Raw genomic sequence first — 17,500 nt, forward strand, 5'->3', positions numbered from 1 at the left:
CTCCGTTAGGTGAGTTTCTGCTTGGATAGTGAGGGTAATCAACGGCGTTTACTTTCGGTTCCAAACCGAAGTCAGCGCTACACGCCCTCTTCGAGACGCTGGTGTCGATCTTCGAATCGACTCTGACACGATGGACAACAGAAATGATAGAGTTCTCCGCCAATACGACTCGTCTCCCCCTCGGAATCCACAGTATTACTGCACTCGGCACACGTGAGTGCGAACTCGACGCCGTCGATCGATGGCGTCCACTCGACTTCGTCGACTAACGTGACTGTGTAATCAACCGAGTCAGCACCATCGAGAAGCGTGTTCACCCACGCCCGGACGTTCTGTGCTTCTGCACGTCCATAGAACCAGAGGTCACCCTCCGACGTAATGAACACGTGTTCGACGGCGTCGTCGTTTCTGACCCGCTCACGAACCGCGTCGAACGACTCAGATGAGATATCTAGTTGGACAAGTACCGGCACACCAGCTCTGAGTTGGCTACGGTCGACATCGATAGTGAAGTGGTTGATGACCCCGGTCTCTTGGAGTCGTGTGACGCGATCTGAGACGGCTGGCCCCGAGAGGCCAACTTCCCCGCCGATCGCGCTGAACGGGCGACGGGCGTTCTCGGCTAACAGCGAGAGAATCTCCATGTCGGTTTCGTCCAAGTCCCGCATACGAGGCGATAGGGACCCAGGATACAATACGATTCCCCAGCAGACACTTTGGAATGCGTCGTTTCACGGCCGTTCGAACAGCAGTATCGAAGCAGCAAACGACAAAGAGGAGCCGTCCGTATCTCTCACTGGAATGAGTCAAACGATCACCGTCGAGGGAATGACCTGCGGCCATTGTGAACAGACAGTCGAAGAGGCACTTCAAGACGTGTCTGGTGTGACTGACGTCACTGCCGATCGTGAGGCCGAACAGGCGAGCGTCGATGGTGACGCCGACGTCACGGCCCTCGTGCAAGCCGTCGAAGACGCTGGATACACAGCCCACGCCTGAGAGCACCCAGAACGTTCGCGGACGACCGCCCCGTCGTTCTCTTCCAAGTCCGCCTGCCCTGATCGTCCCGCGCAGTATCAGGCCCCGGACAGAATAATGTGGAATGGCACCAACACCCAACCCATGATCAACCATCTAGACCACGTGCGTACACGGGACGCTTCGTCGGAAACTGATTCCGAGGGACCCGTCTACTGCTGCCGTATTTGCCAGTTAGAAGCAGATGGAGGGAGGCGAGCGACAGATCCCTCATCCACCACGGAGCCTCCCCACTCCTCCGAGCACACGAACCACGACCGGACGGGCGAGACTACCACGGAACCCGGAAGCACCGACGAACACGCACACCACGATCCCGAAGCCGAGCCCGGACACAGCCACGCCCATACTGGAGAGGGCGAACACGATCACGACGCACACGACCAAGGTGCGGACGTCCACGAGGGAGGGCACGAAGATCACGCCGCTCATACGGATCACACGGGCCACGAGCAGATGTTCCGACGACGGTTCTGGGTATCGCTCGTGCTCTCGGTGCCGGTCATCTTCTTCAGCGAGTTCATTCAGGATGTCTTCGGCTACACGGCGCCGTCGTTCTCTGGAAGCGTCTGGATCACACCCGTCCTCTCAGTCGTGATCTTCGCGTACGGTGGCGTGCCGTTCCTCTCGATGGCCCGAACGGAACTCGAGAACCGTGAGCCAGGGATGATGATGCTGATCTCGCTGGCGATCACCGTCGCGTTCGTCTACTCGATCGCGAGCCTGTTTCTCGAGGGGACGACGCCGTTCTTCTGGGAACTGGTCACGCTGATCGACATCATGCTGCTGGGCCACTGGATGGAGATGCGGTCGGTCCGACAGGCCTCCGGTGCGCTCGACGAACTGGCGAAGCTCATGCCCGACACCGCCGAGCGCGTCACCGAGAGTGGGGATACCGAGGAAGTGCCAGTCTCCGAACTCTCCGAGGACGACGTCGTACTCGTTCGTCCCGGTGCTTCGGTTCCCGCCGACGGCGAGGTCGCCGAGGGCGAGTCGTCCGTCGACGAATCGATGATCACCGGCGAGTCCAGGTCCGTGGGCAAGGAACCCGGCTCGGAAGTGGTCGCCGGGACGGTCAACCAGGACGGGAGCCTCCGCATCAGAATCACGAAGACGGGCGAGGAGACGACGTTGGCGGGCATCATGCGGCTCGTTGATGAAGCCCAGCAGTCCAAATCCCGCACGCAGCTCCTGGCGGACCGCGCAGCAGGGTGGCTGTTCTACATCGCACTCGCCGTTGCGGGCATTACGGCCGTCGCGTGGATCGTCGCAGTCGGGTTCAACATCGGTGTTCTCGAACGCGTGGTCACGGTTCTCGTCATCGCATGTCCCCACGCACTCGGCCTGGCCGTCCCGCTCGTTGTCGCAATCAACACCTCGACCGCTGCCCAGAACGGGATGCTCATCCGCGACCGCATAGCTATGGAGGAATCCCGGAACCTCGATACGGTGATGTTCGACAAGACGGGCACGCTCACGAAGGGCGAACAGGGCGTCGTCGGCGTCGAGACGGCAGGCGACTGGAGTGAAGAGCGCGTGTTCGAAATCGCCGCTGGTGTCGAGGGCGACTCCGAACACATGATTGCTCGCGCCATCCGGGATGCTGCCGAGGAACGGGAGGTGCAGCGAGCGAGCGTCTCGAACTTCGAGAACCTTCGCGGTCTCGGTGTCAGAGCCACCGTCGACGGCGAGACGGTTCATCTGGGTGGCCCCAACCTGATCGAGAAACTCGGCATCGAACGACCCGACGATATCGCTGCCTTCGCTGAGGAAGCCGGCTCGAACGCACAGACGGTCATCTACCTGGTCCACGATGAATCCGAGATCGCCGCAGCGTTCGCGCTGGCGGACGTCATTCGGGAAGCAAGCCGGCAGGCTATCGAGGCGCTGCACGGGATGGGAATCGAAGTGGCAATGCTCACCGGCGACAGCGAGGATGTCGCGAGGGCTGTGTCCGAGGAACTCGGTATTGACCAGTACTTCGCGGAGGTGCTGCCCGAGGAGAAGGACACGAAGGTTGAACGGCTCCAGTCGGAAGGGAAATTCGTTGCGATGGTCGGCGACGGTGTCAACGACGCGCCGGCGCTCACGAGAGCTGACGTCGGTATCGCCATCGGATCGGGGACCGACGTCGCCATCGAATCGGGCGATATCATCCTCGTCGACAACAATCCGGTGGACGTGGTGCGGCTCATCCGACTGTCGAAGGCGAGCTACCGGAAGATGCAAGAAAATCTTGTCTGGGCGACCGGCTACAACGTGTTCGCGCTCCCGCTTGCGGCGGGGATTCTCGCGCCCATTGGAATCCTCCTGTCGCCGGCGATCGGCGCGGTGTTTATGTCCCTGTCGACGATCATCGTCGCGATTAACGCCCGTAGACTAGGGAATGTAGATCTCTCGGTACCTGCGTAACCCACAATCTCACCCATGCCCGTCATCAAGACATCGCTGTTTGGCCTTGGACTCCTGTCCGTAGGGATACTGCTCGGTGGGCTTCTCGTGAGTATCCGGAGCCAGTCAGGCCGGTTCTGGCCCCACGGCACCCGCAACTGGACGTTCTGGCTCGGCTGGACAGCATGGATCGTCTACGTTGGAAGTCTGTTCGGAGTGGCGTACCTCGACTGGTGGAGCTGGTACCGTCCCTCGACGCTCCTCCAGATTGCCAGTCTACTGTTGCTCTTGGCTGGCGCGCTGGTCTCTCTCTGGGCGGTGTGGCGGCTCGGATTCCGCGAGAGTGCCGGTCTCGAAGGGCAGTTAAACACTGATGGACCGTATCGGTATTCTCGGAATCCGCAGTACGTCAGCTACGTCACGATGCTCATCGGTGGAGCGATTATCGCTGGATCTTGGATGACAGCGGTTCTGGTCTTACTCGGGATCGCCTGGTTCCTGCTGGCGCCGCTCTCGGAGGAACCGTGGCTCCGAGACCAGTACGGAGAGGCGTACGAGGCGTACCGCGAGTCGGTTCCTCGATTCATCGGCCGTCCGAGCCAGCGGCCCGTACAACAGGAACACACCAACGCCTCACGGAGAGATGACCCATGACTGACGACACCCACCAATCGCTCGAAGTTGGGGACCAGACGGTCTCTCCGGGCGAGAAGACGCAGTTCAGGTACGCCGTCGGAACGACGATCCGCTCGAGATTCCGGTCACAGTCATCAACGGTGAGCAAGCGGGACCGACAGTCTTTCTGACTGCTACGGTACACGGCGACGAACTCAACGGCATCAAAATCATTCAGGAGGTCGCGGACCACTATGAACCCGATGACATCCACGGAGCGCTTGTCTGTTTGCACGTACTGAACGTGCCCGGTTTTCTCGCCCAGCAGCGCTACATCCCGATCTACCATGAGGACCTCAATCGCTCATTCCCCGGCACTCCACGGAGTACGACAGCGAAACGGCTCGCGAACGAGAGCTATCTGCGCCGAAAATATTCTACGATTAAATCATTCGCAGTTTACGCTGTGTATCTTGCACGAGGTTACGAACACCCTCTCCAACTGGTAGGAATGCGGCGATCAACAAGCACGCTCAGTCTACTATAACATTCCTCGAATCGCGGGAAAATCAAACCGCTGTGATTAGTTCTATGACACCCTCGGTGAGCGGCTATTCGGGGAGTGTCTTAGTTTCGCTGAAGTCCTGAAACAGGTGAAGCGTGATCTGCTTACTCTGGATATCGCGTTCCGCTATCCGTTGTCGTAGTCCTTTTTTGACGATCTCGGTTCGACAGACGATCCAGACAGCAACATCGTTCTCCAGGTGTTTTTCCACGTGCTCCAGTTCCCGTGGATTGTTTTCCATCGCGACCTCGACTGCCAGGTCTGTGTTTCCCATGCTGACGTAGACATCCGCATCATCACCTTCGAGGTCGGCCGTCCAGCCTGCTTCTTCGAACCGCTCTTTGATTCGGTGTTGCCAGTACCGATGAACGATACCGCCTCGGCCCTCAAATCCGGGGTCGACGTCGAGATTGTTCTCGACGTACTCCCGTCCTTGCTGGGTGAGCTCCAGTAACTTCCGCTGATCCCCACCTTTGACCTTTCTCTCGATGACGAGGCCGTGATCGACGAGCTCGTTCTTCAACTTGTTTCCCTTGTAGCGGCTCGGGAACTGCTGGTATCGCTCGAGCAACGGTTTGAACGGGTGATCGACCACGTCTTCGAGGAGGAGTTCAGCGTCTCTGGACACCCCCTCATCACCGTGATCGTTGCTGGACTCCGACCTGGTCCGATCACCTGTCCGTCCACCACTGAGCATGTGATCTAACCGGGGTGCAATTTCACACGGTTCGTGTGAGAGTTGCTGCCACGCTTCGCGTTGGTGCTTCTCCAGGTCCTGATCGGAGATCGTCTTCTCCACATTGTAGTTCCGGAGGTGTACTGGAACCGGATCTCTATTCCCGACCTGAACGATCGCCTCTCCCACACCGAGTCGTTGTGCGAATTCTTGCTGGCGGTCGGACAGCGCCATCGAGTCCGCGATCGCACGAAACTGTTTCTGGTCGCCAGTCGGCAGCAACACCTTGGTATCGGTGTTGGCCTTGATCGAGTCGGTGAGTTTCGACGCTTCCTGATCCGCGACGACGAGCCCTTCACCGAATTCCCGCATCTTCGCGGTCAGTTGATCGATTTCAGGGATCCCCGCGGCATCCTGGCGTTCTTTGTAAATGGAGAACACCTGCTTTCCCTCGTCGAGAAAAAAGACGTGTTCGAGGCCAGTGTCTCGCTGGTTCTGAGCCAAACGGTACTCGTAGACGGACGCGAAGAGGATTTCCATCAAGAAGTTCTGGAGGTCTCGGCTGAGGCCGTCGAACTCGAACACGATGTTCTGTTCGAGCAACGTGTCCAGGGCAGGACCGTGGCTGCAGTCGAAGACAGTTCCGGCAACGAGGTTCATCGCGTCCAATCGGTTGAGGACGGTGTCGCGATAGTTCGACGTCTTCCGGACGTAATTGATGTTCTCGTCCCATATCAGGAGTTCGAGTTCGTGGAGGCTCGGGTACGGTGGCGACCGATCGTTGAACAGGTCGTAGAGCTTGTAGAGCGTGACCACGTGTTTCATCAGGTAGTTCTTGGAACCGGACAGCAGCGCCGTCGCGTGGCCGAAGATTTCGGCGAAGACCTGTCGTTCTACCCGTGGATGATCCTGTGTTCGGCGCACAAGGAGCTGTTCCGATGCCGAGACTCGGGTATCTGTGGGAAGAGGGTGGTTCGGATGGAGTAACCCAAGCGGGCTACCTGTTTCCTCCCCACCGCTGTTGGCAGTAACTGGCTAGGAGTCTCGCACGCTGTAACCGGCTCGTGTAGATCGGTCAGGCGTCGACCTCGTGGACGTCCAGAAGCTCACGGATGGACTCGGTTTCGCCCTCCCAGTATTCCTCCGTTTGAGGATCGTCGGATTCGAGCAACTGGGTTGCACGGCTCGTGACCGCATTCTCACCGAGAATCTCTGGGTGTGGGATGCCGTCTCCGTACTTGAGGAGTCCGGCCGCTTGTTCGTAGGCGTCGTCGAGGGCATACTTAGGGATGGCTTCCTCGGTCAGATGGGTGAGTGCGTAGCTCGCAGCGTTGTACGTCTCGTACAGGGTTGGCGCATCAGTGTCTTCGACTTCCTCGTGGAGTGCGGTCAGGAGATCCGGGGTTGGGTTCTCGAGTGGCTCGTCGATCCCGAGATCGTAGAGCACGAGCAATGCCTCGTCCAGGTTCATGAGTTCGCGTTCCTGGGCCTCTTCCAGGCGTTGTTCGACCGTGTCGACACCGTCCACCATCGAGTCGACGGCGTGGTACGCCAACTGTGGTTGGAACGGGTCGCCGTGGGTCTGCTCAAAGCTGTGTTCGGCGACGAACGCGGTCATCCCGTTGCTACAGACGAGGCGTTCGGCCCCGATATCGTACTTGACGCCGTGGTATCCCGAGTGACCGGATCGAGCGTGGAGCTGTAACTCGATCCGGTCGCCGTCCCGTGGCTCGATCGATTGCTCCAGACCAATTTTGGCGCTCATCCTGTGCCGTGTCTCGGAAAGTGAAACGTGACCCTCTGGATCGAAATCGTGTTGCTCGACGCCGTGGCCGATCGCCTCGAGGATGTCGCAGTACTGAATCACGTTGTAGAACTCGTCGTTGCTGGAGACCTCACCCGCGAGTTGTGGATCGCTTTCATCAGTCCAGAGGCTATCACGCCACGGAACCGTCTCCCACTCCGCGAGCTCCCGGCGGATCGCGTGGACAGCCTCGTCGTGACGGCGATCGAACGGGCCGGATTGGTACGCGAGCAGCGCGGACGCCGTCGCCGCGCGGAAGGCGACCCTGCTGGTCGGCCGTAACGGTGCCGCCGAGGCCCGGCCCCACCGTGTGGTGACGGCGGCACCCGGCCGCTCACCGCCTCCACCGATCGCGGCGCCGTCACTGCGCTGACGGCACGGTCGCGCCCCAGTTCGAGAGCGGGGCGGATTGCTCAGGTCAGGTGAATAACGCTGCGGATTGCAAGCTATCCAATCTCCGTCAAGAACAGCGTGCTGAATACAGAGGATGTATTCAGCAAATGGTCATCGTTTGTTCCAGTAGGTCAGTAACAAAACAGCCGCAACGTAGGAGTGCGAATGTAGCAGATGTCTCTGATAATATTATGTCGTAAGATACGAGATAAGAGACGGGAATTTCGTCGGTATGGTCCATCACTGATCCATTCGCTGTGAAAAACTCAGGCTCCAGTGCCGCTCGATGCCCCAAAGAAGACCCCAAACCAGTGCGGAGGAGCATAGGAGTACCAAAAATATTGTTCCAGAGACTCTGGGTAGTTGTTCAATGAGTTCTAACTCTATGTTCAGTTGGAGACCAATAACAAGAGCAGCAGAGAGCGCGGTAGTGGGGAGTTTAAACCGATTGTGTTTCATCGAGAAGCCTCCAAGCAGCATAGCGATCACACCCAGCCCTGCAATAAACCCGTAGATTATGAAAACGAGTACCCACCAACTGTTGTAATCCGTACTTCCCTTGAAGACGTAGGTCTGATCCTGATATATTACACGCTTCTCATCCGGATACTTAGAGCTAATAGTGAACTCTGAAAGCTCTTGATTCGTGGTATATCTTCCTTTGTCTAACGCTTCCAAGAACACTTCTTGGCCAGTTTCGGAAAGGTCAGTAAATTGGATAACCTCTCTGTGAGAGTTCGACGATGATTCGCCATACTCATTTACTGAATAATGATATTCTGGATTAAATTCAGAAACTCCATACATCATCGATCCTCCCAGTACCAAAGCACTCACTCCGAGAAGCGCAAGAAGGATCACGGGGAGATGATAGGGGGTGAATGAATCCATGAGGCGATGTTCTGTTGGTCTTAGTAAATATTTTGTCGTGCTGAATGACACGTGCTTACCCTGTACTGAGCGATCTCCAGCGTGGCAAATCGACCTGAATCTTGTGCCACATTCGCGCCCTGTATGCAGCAGAGGCTACAAGAATCGTGAGTAGACTGTTAGTTATCGGTGATGCGCTTGCCAGAGTGCATCTGCGGTCGCTGTTCCGGAAATCCGGATGTATTTCTGGGCGGTGGCGAGATTGCTCCACCCCATCAAGGCCTGAAGAGGAACTGGCGCAACTCCCTGATAAGCGTGATAGCTCGCAGCGGTTGCTCGCAAACAGTGTGGGTAGACGCGCCCTCGAAGATCGGCAGACTCGGCTGCTTCGTTCACCCGCCTATTGATCGTTGAGCGCGAATGTGGAAACGAATCGTAACGATTGGCGAAACGTTCGAGACACAATTCGAGACGCAAAGACAGGTCGAACGGGATCGCCCGCGCGGACGAGACCGTCTTTGGGTGCCACCGGGCCTCTACTGCCTCGTTCTCGGTGAGGTCGTCACAGTGGTTCGCTTCCTAAGCTGCTTGGCGACGACAGTACCCACAGGCACACGGCTCGTACTGTGGAATCTGGAGAAGCTTTCGATCCCAGTCAAACCAGTCGGTATTGAGATGTGAGATCTCGCCCCCACGGAGTCCGAGCCGACCTGCGACCAGACAGATGAACCGTGCTTGGAAATCACGGGGACTGGGTAACTCCGAACAGGCTTCGAGTAACAACTCGAACTCCCGGTCGGTGAGGACATCTTCGTGAGAATGTCGTGTCGTCAATGCTCGTCGATGTCGCTTCGCCCACGTTGATGACTCAGACTGATGCTGTGTCATTACAGCCAGAAGTGTGCGCGGTTCCCAGAGAAACTATTCAAAATCGAGATTGTTCGGTATCGATGAATATAGAGGATGGAGTCAGCACAAGGGCTACGTTATTTTCTCCAAATGAATCCTGAACTAGCCGATAGAATGTGCCTGCGAACCAACCGCCGAGAGTTATATTCGTCTGGATCTCCTATTGTTGTATATGGCAGATGATAAACAGGGTCGAGATGAGCAAGCAGATCGTGAAGAGAATCGCCAGCGTGAGCGAGAATTAGAGGAGGCTAAAGCCCGCGGCGATGAAAAGGAGCCGCTGTTTGATGACGAAAGCGTGCGGCTTGGTGATCTTGATGAAGCGCTCAAATCGCACGACTATCCAACCACGACAACTGAGTTGGTTGAGGCCTATGGCGATTATGAACTTGAAATTCAGGGCGGCAAGAAACCCCTGGAGGAGGTACTCTCTTCAACTGATGACCAAACATATGACTCAGCCGAGGACGTTCGCAGACGGATACTGGGACTCATAGGCCGATAGCACAATCCCCAAGACACTCATCTCACAAATTAGACCGCCTGTGTTGACCGATCCGATCTGGTCGAATCAGGAAATAATTCTGTGCGAGATACGCGCTCTCTATTCAGCAACGGTTGAAAATTATACCCGAATGTTGTCATGCATACAGGGACGAGTTCAGCATGACGGCTTTGTTTGATTCATCCCAAAGCCAATGAATCAGCCGTTCAGTAAATATGCGTACTGAGCAGCGGAGACGCATCAGGAATGGGAGCCCCTCACTTCGTTTTGAATGGCCGATGAATCATCCCTCTCCTTTTTAATACCTTCTCTCTATCGGTTATTCATGCCGTCACATCAATCGGTCATCGATAATATCGGTCTCCGGGAGACCGGCTTTGCACTCGCTTGGGTTCTCACATTCGTCCTCCTCATTCCCATCCAACTCGCTTCGATGATTGGTTTCGATGAAACTGGACTCGACACGTTCACGCCCGATCTCGTCTTTATGGCCGTCGTTCCCGCGTTAATTCTCACTCTGTTCCCCACGCTCGTCGCTCGACGTCTCTACGCTCGTGGCACGACCCGTGTTATCGCTGTTGTCGCTTTCGCCGTCTTCACCGCTGTCACGGCTTATACGTCGCAGTTCTACGGCCTCTGCGGTCCAAACTGTTGAACACTTACCTACTGGACGGGCACATTCGCGCACGACGGTGATGATTTGTTATTTGTCTTTCCTCTACTGAGCGATCACCGCCTTCGCAAATCGAACCGAATCTCGTGTTACATTCGCGCCCTGAGTTCAGCACACATTAAACAAACCACCTGATTCTTGTCAGAAACGACGTGACCGACTCAGAGGGAGAGTTCCGCAAATCGGTAACTACAGAGTGTGTACGTATCGTGGAACATGTGACTGATGATGGGAAGACCGTTGGAGGGTACGGTAGATCGTAGAACTGCCAACCCGTCTATATAAGTAGTGTGGCCGACACTATCGTGTACGGTCTCCGCACTCCAGGCTTCCACCAGTCAAACAGTCAGTCGCCTGTTGAGCGTGCTCGCCATCCTTTCTGCCACCATCGCAGTGACGTATCTCCTGCTTCCGAATCCACTCGCAGATGTGTTCTTTGCTGGGATCGTGATGCTCAGCGTTCTCTTCGCCCTCGTCGGTGGGATTGGCGCGTGGATGAACCGGACACTGCTCGTCTGGGTGGCCGCGCTCCTGTTGACGGGACTTTCGATTGTAGGGATGATGTCGATCGGATTCGTGATCGCGCCTGCTGCACTTTTCTTACTCGGAGCTGCGATTTTCTCACAGTTGGCCGGGCCGCGGGCAGACGTTCGGGAGGCGATTATTGCCAATCCACCTACCAAGCGGACCCTCATGCAGAAGAAATTGGTCGCCATCACGTCAGTAGCCGTCGGAATTGGACTGGTATACGTGGGCGCATTTGCACAAGAACTGTTCGGGTCATGTGCGCGTGAAACGTTGGCTTGCGCTCTCGATACGACGAATTGGGACGCGGTCGGACTCACCGTTCTTGGATTGAGTGCGGTCAGTTACGGAGGCTGGCTACTCTGGAAACGAGCCTATATTACACGTGTGCTCGCATCAACACAGACCCAGTAGAACACGATCAATCGCGTCTCAGTGGTGTCCATCGAAGCTGATGAGTTGGGCGTCTCGCCGGTACCTCTGTGTGCATAGTTACCGACCGTTTCATTCGGTTCCACTCTGCAAGATCTGCGCTTTGTATCTCGCACGCTTCGCTCGACCTATCCAGCAGTTAGCAGAATGGACGTGCAAGATACAGAGGATGCATCTATCACTTGCCACAGGGGTGTTCGCCCTATTGTTTGAATCGACCAGCATTGTCCGTCGAACTCACTCGCCACGAAAACTCACCAGATGCGTATACAACTCCGCCTAAAACGCTGTCGTACTCTCGCGTAGACGGTGACGGATTGAATGGAATCTGCCCACCTGTCTCGGGAACCGTGCCGTTGAGTGTGAACTCAACCAAGTAGTAGACGGATTCAGTGAAGATATTTTTGAACGTCTGCGTCTCACCGGGAGCGACTGACGACGAGGCCGTCAATTCTCGTTGCTGAGGTGGAACGGTCACGTCACCAGAGACGCTGTATCCATCAGAGTCCGTCTCTGATTCAGCGCCAACGCCTACGACCGAAATTCCAATGACGTGTGGGAGGTTATCTTGATTCTCGAACTGGAGACTCCCAGCGGGGACGTCGTCGTTTAGAAAACTAGAACACCCGGGAAGACCCGAGATACCGAGCGCACTGAGCGATGTGAGGAGGGCACGACGGTTCATGCACAAGATTTGTGCGATAGTCAATAAGTGTTTTTTGTGAGTTGGTTGTTTGAGAAGCCCGATGGGCGGGATGACCGAAACACCGCGCCACGAACTCACCAACCAGTGAGTGTGGGATGAAAGATACGCGCCTTCGGTCTTGTTTAGATGGTCGAAATCATTTGAGTTAGGCCCTGAGCGATTGTTCGATGTTTCTGACGGCGGCCTTAAGGACGAGTTCGCGGAACTGTCCGAACCACGTTCTTGCCTTAAGTGTTGAACCGAATCGCTTGCGTAACGCGAAAAACATCGATTCTGCGATAGACCGTTGATGGTAGGTTTCATCATCAATCCGAGCATTGTGTGCGGCGTCGAGTGAGTAGAACTCACGATGCTTGATCACCGGTCTAATTCCCTCGTTTCGCAGCATCTGCCGGAGTTCATCCCAATCAAACCCTTTGTCGGCGACGACGGTTTCCACGTTGCTGAGGTTTCTTTTCAGGACTTGCCACGCAATCTGCGTGTCATGTGGTAGGTTCATTGAGCAGTGTACGTCGAGAATAGCTCGCGTAGAACAGTCTACGAGAATAGCGGTTTTAACCGACTCAAACGTTCCTTTGACGCGCTTTGCGTAGTTGTGGCTGGACGAGCGATGAGCGATGCTGGTTGAGTCGATTGCTTGTACCTCTCCGGTATCGAATAGTTCCGCCGACAGCTGCAGCAGCATCCGCCAGACGGGCATCTTGAGATCCTGTTTTCGAACACAAACGGTGGTGAAGTCCGGCAACTCATCCGGTGAAAGGCCGAGTTTGGCGACAATAGCTGGCATTTCTCGAAGAACGTCTAGCAACCGTCGGTAGGAGTGATCGAGGTATTCCCGAAGACCATGGATCGCTACGATCACCCAATCAGCGTAGCCACCCTTTCCTTTGCTGAGAGGTTCTTTCGAACCGCTTCCGACAGCTTTTTGAGACAATTCGACGCATCGTTCGGTGAAGCGGGCCAGTTTGGAGTGCACATCCACCTGTGCTCGCTTCATTTCCTAGAATTCCCGACATAGAGGCAATATTACTAGCGTCTAAACACGGCCCGCGCCTTCTATTCAGCAAAACCTGATCGAGCTACCGAACTGCTGTCAAGAGGGGCGTGCTGAATACAGAGGATGCGTTCAGCACGACGGCTTTGTTTGTTTTATTCCGAGGCCAATGAACCAGCCGTTCTGTAGATATCCGAACTGACCACCGGACGCTTCGAACATTTTTTGTGAACTTAGCGCAAAAAAGAATATATGGTCCCCCTTCAGTTCGGATTTCCCGGTGGTATCGAACTACTGGTCTTATTCGGAATTTTTCTGGTCGTTCCTGTCGTACTCGGCTTCGTTCTGGCCTACTGGGTGTACACCGATGCAGATGGACGCGGGGACGAGAACGCTGCACTGTGGGCGCTCGCCGTTGGTGTATTACTGATAACGACGTTCTTTGGCGGGTTACTAGCGTTCGCGGTCTACATCTGGCAACGCGAGTGATACGTTGACTGTCTGTACTGAGCGATCACCACCTTCGTAAATCGAGTTAGTCTTCGTGCGGCATTCGCGTCCTCTATTCAGCAGAAACTGAATGATCTGCCGATCTGCTGTCAAGAACGGCGTGCTGAATACAGAGTATGAGTTCAGTACGATAGCTTCGTTTGTTTCACGCTGAAATCAGTGAACCAGCTGTGCAGTACATCTGCGAACTGAACGCCACACTACGCTACTACCTTGCTTCATCGGCGTGAATAGACCAATAGATATGTACACCGGTATGTTGGCGGTCAAGATGCTCTTGGAGTAATGCTCCTGTTTCAAACTCAGTGTTACAGATATCACAGTGATACTGATGGTGTGGCCACGGAGCAGTCTCTTCCTGAAGGTTACCGGGCGTATTCCTGTTTTGGATACTAGAGCGACCGAAAATTGACGAATTCACTAACATCGATATTCTGTCGAAAGCTAAGAACTTTGGATGGTCAACAATGAGTTCTGAGATAATAGCAAATGGGATTGCAATCAGGACTACCACTCCAACTATGTCAAATGTAAGTTCTGCATCAGTCGCGATCAAGACTGCAAGAATGTCTTCGGTTACACCGAATACGATCCCTATGACGAAAAACTCGAGGATACGCTTGATTTGACTCCGATGCATATTCTGTGAACGCTCTATCATTACATTATTTGACCCCCTTTTGTTCTACAGCTCGTGGCATCTACTCTGGCAGATGCTCTTCTTAGCTGATTTTGTCCGATACAAATTGGCGTGCTATGTTGTTTCCCTGTACTGAGCGATCACCACGTTCGTAGATCGGTCACAATCTCGTGCCACATTCGCGCTCTGTATTCAGCAGAGCTTGGATCAACTACCGAGTTGTTGTCAGAACTGGCGTGCTGCATACAGCGGATAGATTTAGCAGGTCTGTCATGCCGGAGGACGCTAACCCGGATTTTGTGGTCGGCGTCGGCGTCTGAGCGTCCGAATTCATTTGTTGCCACTCGTCTAACACCTCAGCATGCACGTTCGTGACGCAAAACCAGTGGACGCTGAGGCGGTGCGGATAGTCCACTACGCGTCGATCATCGGCCTCGGGCCGGAGGCGTACGGTCAACGTCAGGTCGAGGCATGGGCCAGCGGGTGCAAGACTGCCGATTACACGGCAGCGATTGAGGGTGACGTACTCGACTACGTTGTCGCCGACCGCGACGGTGTCGTTGTGGGGTTCGGATCTCTGAAGTGGGAGGCGTTAGACGACTATGAGATTGATGTCGGAGCAGAGGTCACTGCCGTCTACGTACTCCCGCGGGTCGCCCGCGAAGGGATTGGGACGGAAATCTACGCGGAACTTGAGCGGCGGGCCCGCGAGCAGGGCGTCTCGGTGCTGGGCCTCTCAGCCTCGCTGCCCGCAGTTCCGTTCTACGAGGCTCATGGGTACGACCGCGTCACCGAGTACGTCCACGAGTTCTCCAGACACGAGGATACCGGCGTGACAGGACGCGTCGTCAAGATGAAAAAGGAACTGTAGTATCCAGGTCGACCTGGATTTCGCTCTTGGCCCGTGGCTGACACGCGCTGTCTCTTCAGCAGACTCTGTCCAAACTCCCGAGTCGCTGTCAAGAGATGCGTGCTGGATACAGAGGTTGTATGGAGCACAGCAACTTCGGTTCTTTGTCCATTGATTCTGGATTACCCGGTAGGGAACCCGCGAATTGAGCCTTGAAATGCCCGGAACTATAGGAGAATTTCATAATTCAAAAGCATATATTCGTTCAAAAGGAATTCCTTTTCCCGGTTGAGTATCGATTGAGAGTATGGGTTACGAAATACCCTCTCTGCAAGCGGCGACGGGCGTTGTATTTGCTTATTTAATGTACGTCGTGGCAGCAACAGCCTACCGCGAGGTATTCTTCCTCTTCCTGTTCTCTGGCATGTTGATCATCTTTGGTTTGTACATAACCGCTCACGGGTTATTTACTGGTATCGAGACAGCTGTGAATGGACAGTCAGCCAACAATCGCTCGGTTGAAACACGATAGCTAAGTAGCTCGATTGCCCTATCTCTGCGAATCACATACGCTGCGTTGAACAACCACCAGTCCACGTTGGTCGGCCCCTACTCGTGCCACATTCGCACCTTGTATTCATCACGAGAGACTGTGACACAACTCAGACACTACTGCTTCACTGAGTCCGGTAAGAGCCCTCTTCTTTTCCACGGCCATAGGCGGAGCCAGGTTAGAAGCCAGGTTAGAATCGGAAGCCAATAGCGGAGGAATCAGGTTTGAATCCAGGTTTGAAATCGAGCGACTGTACGCTGTGCGGCGGTTCTAAGGTCGGATGACGACTGGTTCCCCCTCTCGAAGCTTCTCGACTTCTTCGGGAGTCAAGAAGACTGATGCTCCGAGTAGGTTGCCTTCTCTATCCGTCCACTCGTTGATTTCGTGATCGATCGGTGATTCTCACCTCCTTCAGATGTTCAAGGGTTTGATGCAATCGAGGTAATCTTCCCGGGCTTCGTTCCTGTCGACGCGGGTGTAGATGTCCATGGTCTCGCTGTTGCTGTCGCCACGAATGTACCGGAGGACGTGGTCGCTCATCCCCTGGTTCCGCATCAACGTGGTGAAGACCGTTCGATAGGTGTGTGGGGTGAATTTCTTGTGAAACCGTTTCTCGCCCTCCTGCATCACCCCGGCGTCGACCGCGGCTTTCCTGATGACTCTCCGGACGCGTTCCCGACTGACCCGGTCTCCACGGATTGATACGAAGAGGTAGTCCGTCCCGGGATCGTCCGGGCGGACATACATAAACCGTTCAATCGCACGGATGGTTTCCTGGTCGATAGGGACGACCGTTTGTTTGCCGCCCTTCCGTTTCCTGAGCCTGATGAACCCTTCCTCGAGCATGAGGTCGTCCAACTCGATCTCGAGGGCTTCAGTCAGCCGGCACCCGGTTTTCGCGAGGACGATGGCGATAGTCTTGTTCCGCGGGTTGGTGATGTTGTGAATGATTTGCTTCCCGTTCTCCCAGGTGGCGCAGTCCGGTCGAGTTCTGATTTCCCGTGGGAACTCTTCGAGAACGACCGCGGCGGGATTCCCCGTGATCTCCTCGAACCGTGGTCGCTTCATCGCCCATGTGAAGAAGGCCGAGAGGCATTCGAGGTACCGGCGTTTGGTATTGGAGGCTAATCCTCGGTCGTCGAGGATGGCGACGTACTCTTCGATGTGTCGAACCTCGGTTTCAGCCGGGGCGAGGTCGGGGAAGTGCTCGTGGTAGACCTTCTTGAGGACACGGCTGTACTCGTTCAGGGTTCGCGGACTCCGGCCCATCGTTTGCTTGCTCGTGAGGAACTCCTGGATTTCGCTGTGTTTGTTGTCGAAGACCTGGCGCTCCCAGTCGTCAGCCATTACTCCTCACCTCCCTTAAGTTTCCAGCCGTGGCCCTGTTTGTACTCGACGCGATCCTGCGCTGCGAGGAAGTACAACTGGTCCTCAACCGGCTTCCGTATCAGGTCGTTCAGCGCCCCGCTTTCCACGATTGCCTTGAGAATCTCCTCTAAGGTTTTGTGCTGGGTGTCGATAAACCGGAAGAGAAACTCCGGATCGTCTATCTGTACCTTACCACTCTCCCGTTGCTCCTTCTTCTCCAGTTGCGTTTCGAGGGTCTCGATCCGCTGGTTGAGTTCCTCGATGCGTTCCTCGTTCTGTTGGTGTGAGAGGAATCCCGCCTCTCTGTAGGCGCGGGCCTCCTGAATCAGTTCGAAGAAGTAGGTACTCAGGGATTTGTAGCCCTGGTTCTCGACCTCCTCTTTCCACGTCTCCTTCTCTTCCTCGGGGCAGTAGATTGGGACCCGGGCCGTCGACTCCGAGACCCCCATTGAATCCTTCCACGTCATCTACGATCGACCTCCG

At 55.4% G+C, this 17,500-nt stretch carries 19 protein-coding genes and 1 pseudogene; 11 read left to right on the forward strand and 9 right to left on the reverse strand.

Annotation, left to right across the window (positions count from 1 at the left end; all coding sequences use genetic code 11):
• Positions 1 to 77: 77 nt before the first annotated feature.
• Positions 78 to 668: an AsnC family transcriptional regulator gene (locus MUG98_RS18175; RefSeq protein ID WP_265108839.1), complete on the reverse strand. Its 591-nt coding sequence runs from the start codon at positions 666 to 668 to the stop codon at positions 78 to 80.
• A gap of 133 nt (positions 669 to 801) precedes the next feature.
• On the opposite strand from MUG98_RS18175, the gene MUG98_RS18180 reads away from it, so the two are divergent.
• Positions 802 to 999: a heavy-metal-associated domain-containing protein gene (locus tag MUG98_RS18180; RefSeq protein ID WP_265108840.1), complete on the forward strand. Its 198-nt coding sequence runs from the start codon at positions 802 to 804 to the stop codon at positions 997 to 999.
• Positions 1,000 to 1,248: 249 nt separating this feature from the next.
• On the opposite strand, the gene MUG98_RS18185 is transcribed toward MUG98_RS18180, so the two are convergent.
• Complete coding sequence (locus MUG98_RS18185) at positions 1,249 to 1,470, reverse strand: hypothetical protein (protein WP_265108841.1); 222 nt, start codon at positions 1,468 to 1,470, stop codon at positions 1,249 to 1,251.
• Between the two features lie 24 nt (positions 1,471 to 1,494).
• Between MUG98_RS18185 and MUG98_RS18190 the strand changes: the two genes are divergently transcribed.
• From MUG98_RS18190 to MUG98_RS18205, 3 genes and pseudogenes are all read left to right on the forward strand, one after another.
• Positions 1,495 to 3,450: a heavy metal translocating P-type ATPase gene (locus MUG98_RS18190; protein ID WP_265108842.1), complete on the forward strand. Its 1,956-nt coding sequence runs from the start codon at positions 1,495 to 1,497 to the stop codon at positions 3,448 to 3,450.
• A gap of 15 nt (positions 3,451 to 3,465) precedes the next feature.
• Entirely contained in the window at positions 3,466 to 4,083 is a 618-nt protein-coding gene (locus MUG98_RS18195) for a methyltransferase family protein (RefSeq protein WP_265108843.1), read from the forward strand.
• A pseudogene (locus MUG98_RS18205) lies at positions 4,080 to 4,471 on the forward strand (M14 family metallopeptidase); the annotation flags it as partial. The gene MUG98_RS18195 and the pseudogene MUG98_RS18205, both read left to right, overlap by 4 nt.
• Positions 4,472 to 4,655: 184 nt before the next feature.
• Here the strand turns inward: MUG98_RS18205 and MUG98_RS18210 are convergent.
• Positions 4,656 to 6,209, reverse strand: a complete 1,554-nt coding sequence (locus tag MUG98_RS18210) for an ATP-binding protein (protein ID WP_265108845.1) — start codon at positions 6,207 to 6,209, stop codon at positions 4,656 to 4,658.
• 151 nt (positions 6,210 to 6,360) lie between these two features.
• Positions 6,361 to 7,152, reverse strand: coding sequence for a DUF945 domain-containing protein (locus MUG98_RS18215; RefSeq protein ID WP_265108846.1), 792 nt, complete (start codon positions 7,150 to 7,152; stop codon positions 6,361 to 6,363).
• On the opposite strand from MUG98_RS18215, the gene MUG98_RS18220 reads away from it, so the two are divergent.
• Complete coding sequence (locus MUG98_RS18220) at positions 7,078 to 7,371, forward strand: hypothetical protein (protein ID WP_265112565.1); 294 nt, start codon at positions 7,078 to 7,080, stop codon at positions 7,369 to 7,371. The two genes, MUG98_RS18215 and MUG98_RS18220, sit on opposite strands and share 75 nt — an antisense overlap.
• Before the next feature lie 351 nt (positions 7,372 to 7,722).
• Here the strand turns inward: MUG98_RS18220 and MUG98_RS18225 are convergent, their stop codons facing one another.
• Positions 7,723 to 8,373 (reverse strand): DUF7979 domain-containing protein, encoded by a 651-nt coding sequence (locus MUG98_RS18225; RefSeq protein ID WP_265108847.1) that lies wholly within the window; start codon positions 8,371 to 8,373, stop codon positions 7,723 to 7,725.
• Between the two features lie 162 nt (positions 8,374 to 8,535).
• Positions 8,536 to 8,748, reverse strand: a complete 213-nt coding sequence (locus MUG98_RS25440) for a site-specific integrase (RefSeq protein WP_345779778.1) — start codon at positions 8,746 to 8,748, stop codon at positions 8,536 to 8,538.
• A gap of 685 nt (positions 8,749 to 9,433) precedes the next feature.
• Between MUG98_RS25440 and MUG98_RS18230 the strand changes: the two genes are divergently transcribed.
• The 3 genes from MUG98_RS18230 (at position 9,434) to MUG98_RS18240 (ending at position 11,378) form a co-directional block, all read left to right on the forward strand.
• Positions 9,434 to 9,766: a DUF5789 family protein gene (locus tag MUG98_RS18230; protein WP_074854621.1), complete on the forward strand. Its 333-nt coding sequence runs from the start codon at positions 9,434 to 9,436 to the stop codon at positions 9,764 to 9,766.
• 325 nt (positions 9,767 to 10,091) lie between these two features.
• Complete coding sequence (locus MUG98_RS18235; protein WP_265108848.1) at positions 10,092 to 10,421, forward strand: hypothetical protein; 330 nt, start codon at positions 10,092 to 10,094, stop codon at positions 10,419 to 10,421.
• A gap of 375 nt (positions 10,422 to 10,796) precedes the next feature.
• Positions 10,797 to 11,378: a hypothetical protein gene (locus MUG98_RS18240; RefSeq protein WP_265108849.1), complete on the forward strand. Its 582-nt coding sequence runs from the start codon at positions 10,797 to 10,799 to the stop codon at positions 11,376 to 11,378.
• An 869-nt stretch (positions 11,379 to 12,247) separates the two neighbouring features.
• Here the strand turns inward: MUG98_RS18240 and MUG98_RS18245 are convergent.
• Positions 12,248 to 13,078: an IS5 family transposase gene (locus tag MUG98_RS18245; RefSeq protein ID WP_265112486.1), complete on the reverse strand. Its 831-nt coding sequence runs from the start codon at positions 13,076 to 13,078 to the stop codon at positions 12,248 to 12,250.
• A gap of 270 nt (positions 13,079 to 13,348) precedes the next feature.
• On the opposite strand from MUG98_RS18245, the gene MUG98_RS18250 reads away from it, so the two are divergent.
• From MUG98_RS18250 to MUG98_RS18260, 3 genes are all read left to right on the forward strand, one after another.
• Positions 13,349 to 13,585: a hypothetical protein gene (locus MUG98_RS18250; protein ID WP_265108850.1), complete on the forward strand. Its 237-nt coding sequence runs from the start codon at positions 13,349 to 13,351 to the stop codon at positions 13,583 to 13,585.
• Positions 13,586 to 14,607: 1,022 nt separating this feature from the next.
• Positions 14,608 to 15,117 carry a GNAT family N-acetyltransferase gene (locus MUG98_RS18255; RefSeq protein ID WP_265108851.1) on the forward strand — a complete coding sequence of 170 codons (510 nt, stop codon included), beginning with the start codon at positions 14,608 to 14,610 and terminating at the stop codon, positions 15,115 to 15,117.
• Between the two features lie 286 nt (positions 15,118 to 15,403).
• Positions 15,404 to 15,628 (forward strand): hypothetical protein, encoded by a 225-nt coding sequence (locus MUG98_RS18260; protein ID WP_265108852.1) that lies wholly within the window; start codon positions 15,404 to 15,406, stop codon positions 15,626 to 15,628.
• 432 nt (positions 15,629 to 16,060) lie between these two features.
• Here MUG98_RS18260 and MUG98_RS18265 read toward each other — a convergent pair whose 3' ends face one another.
• Both MUG98_RS18265 and MUG98_RS18270 read right to left on the reverse strand, forming a co-directional pair.
• Positions 16,061 to 16,996 (reverse strand): tyrosine-type recombinase/integrase, encoded by a 936-nt coding sequence (locus MUG98_RS18265; protein ID WP_265108853.1) that lies wholly within the window; start codon positions 16,994 to 16,996, stop codon positions 16,061 to 16,063.
• Positions 16,996 to 17,484 (reverse strand): hypothetical protein, encoded by a 489-nt coding sequence (locus MUG98_RS18270; RefSeq protein WP_265108854.1) that lies wholly within the window; start codon positions 17,482 to 17,484, stop codon positions 16,996 to 16,998. The genes MUG98_RS18265 and MUG98_RS18270 overlap by 1 nt, the downstream gene beginning before the upstream one ends.
• Between the last annotated feature and the right edge of the window lie 16 nt (positions 17,485 to 17,500).

The organism is Halosolutus halophilus (assembly GCF_022869805.1).
GTDB classification, from domain to species: Archaea; Halobacteriota; Halobacteria; order Halobacteriales; family Natrialbaceae; genus Halosolutus; species Halosolutus halophilus.